The organism is Azospirillum sp., from assembly GCF_035627195.1.
Taxonomy (GTDB): domain Bacteria; phylum Pseudomonadota; class Alphaproteobacteria; order Azospirillales; family Azospirillaceae; genus Azospirillum.
The window spans coordinates 1-4,215 of record NZ_DASPMG010000296.1; the positions used below are offsets into that span (position 1 = coordinate 1).

The 4,215-nt window shown below is 68.5% G+C and carries 4 protein-coding genes and 1 rRNA gene; 2 read left to right on the plus strand and 3 right to left on the minus strand.

The features are described 5' to 3' along the window. Both VED21_RS27100 and VED21_RS27105 read right to left on the minus strand, forming a co-directional pair. Nucleotides 1–1,379: VC_2705 family sodium/solute symporter (locus VED21_RS27100; RefSeq protein ID WP_324887947.1), on the minus strand; the 1,379-nt coding region annotated here is incomplete at its 3' end. Nucleotides 1,380–1,395: 16 nt separating this feature from the next. Continuing rightward, nucleotides 1,396–1,659 (minus strand): DUF4212 domain-containing protein, encoded by a 264-nt coding sequence (locus tag VED21_RS27105; RefSeq protein WP_324887948.1) that lies wholly within the window; start codon nt 1,657–1,659, stop codon nt 1,396–1,398. 228 nt (nt 1,660–1,887) lie between these two features. Between VED21_RS27105 and VED21_RS27110 the strand changes: the two genes are divergently transcribed. Together VED21_RS27110 and VED21_RS27115 are read left to right on the plus strand one after the other, a co-directional pair. After that, nucleotides 1,888–2,502: a hypothetical protein gene (locus tag VED21_RS27110; RefSeq protein ID WP_324887950.1), complete on the plus strand. Its 615-nt coding sequence runs from the start codon at nt 1,888–1,890 to the stop codon at nt 2,500–2,502. A 10-nt stretch (nt 2,503–2,512) separates the two neighbouring features. Next, nucleotides 2,513–3,967 carry a DUF294 nucleotidyltransferase-like domain-containing protein gene (locus VED21_RS27115; protein ID WP_324887952.1) on the plus strand — a complete coding sequence of 485 codons (1,455 nt, stop codon included), beginning with the start codon at nt 2,513–2,515 and terminating at the stop codon, nt 3,965–3,967. A gap of 135 nt (nt 3,968–4,102) precedes the next feature. Here VED21_RS27115 and VED21_RS27120 read toward each other — a convergent pair. Continuing rightward, nucleotides 4,103–4,215 (minus strand): 23S ribosomal RNA (locus VED21_RS27120); the annotation flags it as partial.

Sequence of the window (4,215 nt, forward strand, 5' to 3'; positions counted from 1 at the left end):
CGTGCCGTGACCAGCCGCCGCTTGGCGTCCGCCTTCGGGTCGATCATGCGGTAGTACACGTCGTGGCTGAGCGCGTTGGCGATGGCCAGCAGCAGCCCGTCGGCGGTGGACAGCGCGGCGGCGAGGCCACCGGCGGCCACCAGCCCGGCGATCACGTACGGCAGGCCGGCGATCTCCGGCGTGGCCAGCACGATGGCGTCGGGGTGGATGGTAAACTCGGCCAGCTGCAGGATGCCGTCGGCGTTGGCGTCCTTCAGCGTGACGAGGCCCACGTCCTTCCACGCCTGTACCCAGTAGGGCAGAGACGAGATCGATTGCCCGATGACGTTCTGGTAGACCTCCAGCTTGGCGAAGGCCGCATAGGCCGGCGCCGTGAAGTACAGGAGGAAGATGAAGAACAGGCTCCACGCCACCGATTTGCGGGCGTCGCGCACGCTCGGCGTGGTGAAGTAGCGCATCAGGATGTGCGGCAGCGATGCCGTGCCCACCATCAGGCAAAAGATCAGCGCGAAGTAGTTGATGGCGGCGTTCCACGAGAAGGCGCCCTTGGCGTCGACGAAGGCCGCCACGTGGTTCTTGGCGATGCCCAGCTGGCCTTCCAGCGCGGTGATCTTGTCCAGCGCCTCGCCGTACATCAGCTGCGGGATCGGCACGCCGGTCACCTTGGCCGACAACAGCACCACCGGGATCAGGTAGGCGACGATCAGGATAATGTACTGCGCCACCTGCGTCCACGTCACCGCCCGCATCCCGCCCAGCATGGAGCACACCAGAATGCCGGCCAGCCCCACGAACACCGCGATCTCGAACGAAATGCCCAGGAAGCGGGACGCGATGATGCCGACGCCGACGATCTGCGCCACCACATAGACGAAGGACGCGGTGATCAGCACCACTACGCCCAGCAGGCGCGGAAAATTGCCGCCGTAGCGGGCGCCCAGGAAGTCCGGCACCGTGTACTGGCCGAACTTGCGCAGGTAGGGTGCCAGCAGCACCGCCACCAGCACGTAGCCGCCCGTCCAGCCCAGCACGAACGCCAGCCCGTCATAGCCCAACGCGTACAGCGTGCCGGCCATGCCGATGAAGGACGCCGCACTCATCCAGTCGGAGCCGGTCGCCATGCCGTTGTAGAAGGCCGGCACGCGCCGCCCCGCCACGTAATATTCCGAAAGCTGCGCGGTGCGCGAAATGACGCCGATGAAGGCGTAGACGCCCAACGTCAGGAACAGGAACAGATAGCCGATCACGCGGTTCGGCACGCCCATCTGCTCCAGAACCGCCAGCAGCACGACGAACGCGGCGAATCCGCCCGTGTAATACCCGTAGATCTTGCCGAGGTTGCTGATGAAATCGCCTTTGGTGGAGACTGGTTTGGCCATGGATTTCCCCTCCCCCTCAATCCTCGGCGACGCCGTACTCTTCGTCGATCTCGTTCTGCTTGCGGGCAAACCAGAACAGCATGACGACGAAGATGATCAGCGAACCCTGCGCCGCCATGTAGAAGCCCAGCGGGAATCCCAATATCCGGATGCCGTTGAGCGATGGAGCGAAGAGATGGACGACGAAGCTGGCGAGGAACCAGATCGCCAGCATGATCCACATGAGGCGCGACGTCGCCCCCCAGTAGGCCCTTGCTTTTTCAGGCGTGATGTCCGTCATTGCGTACCTCCCTAGTACCATTTTGGCCAGTCGAGGATGAAACGCAGTCTTGGGCACCCATTCGAGTGGTCACGCCGGGTTGCTGGGTGCTTGTCGTCCCGGCCAGCGCCGATCCACGGATCAATCCACTGATATACGGATTGTTTTTGTCGCCAACCAATATCATTATGACAAGAGCGGCGCAAGTCGCGTCCCGGGCTTATCCTCTTGGCTAGGAGGAACGGCGTAATGCTGGCATCCCTGCGCAAATGGTGGAAAGCGGATCCGGAAGTCGCCTCGCTGGGCGCCTTTCACGATTTCCTGGCAAAGCAGGCCATCTATGCCTCGCAGAAATCCGTCATGGGCTATTGCGAGGTGAAGACCGGCAACAACCGCGACCAGCTTTTTGCCGAAGCCGAGTTCCGGCAAGCTTTGGACCTCTGCCGGCGGGAGAGCTTCGCCGCCGTCCTGGCCGACGTGCTGGTCCTCGCCTATCGTCTGTTGCGCGACCACGCGGGCGGGCGCGACGGGGACTTGACCCGGGCGCTGGCCAGCCTCTACCCGGTCCTCCTCGATGCCCAGCCGCGGCCGACCCACCGCGACGGCTGGGACGATCTGGCCGCGCCCTTCGCGGCACGGCTGGAACAGCTCCGCCTCGACGGAGTCCCGGCGCCGGGCGAGGTGGCCCGCACCGGGGCTCGCCGCATTCTGCAGGTGCTGCCGATCCACGAGAATCACCGCCGCACCGACCGGGAAGCGATCGAGGGCGCGGTCCGCTTCCACCTCGTCGCCGTGTGGGAGGCAATGGTCCGGCAGGTCGACGCTCCCGCCGTCGCCACCGCCCTGCTGCGGGAGCCGGAATGAGAGGACGGCCATGGACGCCAACGCCCTCACCCGCCTGGACAGCTTCCCTTACCAGCATCGTCTGGCCGAGGTGATGACGCGCCCCGCGCTCAGCGCGCCCGGCACGCTGACCCTGGGAGAGGCGGCGCGGCGGATGGACGCGCAGGGCGTCAGCTCGCTGCTGGTGGAGGGGGAGGAGCCGGGGCGCGCGGCCGGCATCGTGACCGAACGCGACGTGCTGCGCGCCGTCGCCCGCCACGGCGGCGAGGCGCTGGCCCTGCCGCTGACGGCGGTGATGGGCACGCCGGTGTACGTGCTGCCGGAGACGGCGTACGTCTATCTGGCGCTGGGACGCATGGACCGGCTGGGCGTGCGGCATCTCGCCGTCACCGGGGCCGACGGACGGGTAGTTGGCATCGTCACCGCGCGCCAGTTGCTGCGCCAGCGCGCCGGCAAGGCGCTGGCGCTGGGCGACCAGTTGGCTGTGGCACTGGACGCCGCCGGCATGGGCGCGGTGCGCAGCGCCCTTCCCGCGCTCGCCCGCAGCCTGTTGGCGGAGCGGGTGCCGCCGCCCGACGTGGCCGGCGTCCTGGCGCAGGTGCTGCGCGACCTCACCGCCCGCGCAGCCGAACTGGCGGCGGCCGAGGTGGAAAGCACGATGGGCCCGGCGCCCGCCCCCTGGTGCGTGCTGGTGCTGGGCTCGGCCGGGCGTGGCGAGACGCTGCTGTCCGGCGACCAGGACAACGCCTTGATCCATGCCGCCGGCCCGGCCGACGATCCCTGGTTCGCCGCGTTGGGCCGGCGGATGAACGCGCTCCTCGACGGGGCCGGGGTGCCGTTGTGCCGGGGCGGCGTGATGGCCGGCAACACCGGCTGGCGCCACGACGAGGCCGGCTGGCGCGCCACGGTCGAGCATTGGGTGAAGGCGGCGGCGCCGCAGGACCTGCTGGCGGTCGACATCTTCTTCGACTTCCACGCCGCCGGCGGCGACGCCGGACTGGCCGCCGGCCTGCGCTCCTTCGCCCTAACGCGCGCGGCGGCGAGCGTGGGCTTCCTGAAGAACCTTGCGGCGCAGCTCGACGACGCGCGCGAGCCGCTCGACCTGCTCGGCCGCTTCCGCACCGTGGAGGGGCGCGTCGACCTCAAGCTGAACGGCGCATGGCCGGTGGTGGCGGCGGCGCGCGTGCTGGCGTTGCGCAACGGCATCGCCGCCACCGGCACGGCGGAGCGGCTGGAGGCGCTGGCCGCCACCGGCGCCCTCAACGAGGGCGACGCGGCCGGCTTGGCCGAACTGCACGCGGAGTGCCTGGGGCTGATGCTGGACCAGCAACTCGCCGACCTGGAGGCCGGGCGCGCGCCCTCGTCCCGCGTCGACGTCCGCCGCCTCAGCCGCCTGCGCAGCCGGCGCCTGCGCGATGGGCTGAAGCGCATCCGCCTCGTGCCCGACATGGTGCGCGAGGGGCTGGCCGCCGCCTCCGCCGCCTGACGCGCACGGCGACAGCGCACGGGAAAAGCCGCGCCGGACACAAATGTCCGGCGCGGCTTTCGTTCATGGAGAAGGTTTTTTGTGACGATTGGGATGCACCGTGCGCGGGCTTACCGCTGCGCATGACGTTCGGGAGAGATCAAGCCGATCGAGTGATTAGTACCGGTAAGCTTCAGGCGTTGCCGCCCGTCCACACCCGGCCTATCGACGTGGTGGTCTACCACGGCTCTCGGGGAGGTCTGGTTTAG

Bases quoted from the DNA above. Each gene is read 5' to 3' on its own strand.
- VED21_RS27105 (WP_324887948.1), bottom strand. From the start codon at position 1,659: ATGACGGACATCACGCCTGAAAAAGCAAGGGCCTACTGGGGGGCGACG.
- VED21_RS27110 (WP_324887950.1), top strand. From the start codon at position 1,888: ATGCTGGCATCCCTGCGCAAATGGTGGAAAGCGGATCCGGAAGTCGCC.
- VED21_RS27115 (WP_324887952.1), top strand. From the start codon at position 2,513: ATGGACGCCAACGCCCTCACCCGCCTGGACAGCTTCCCTTACCAGCAT.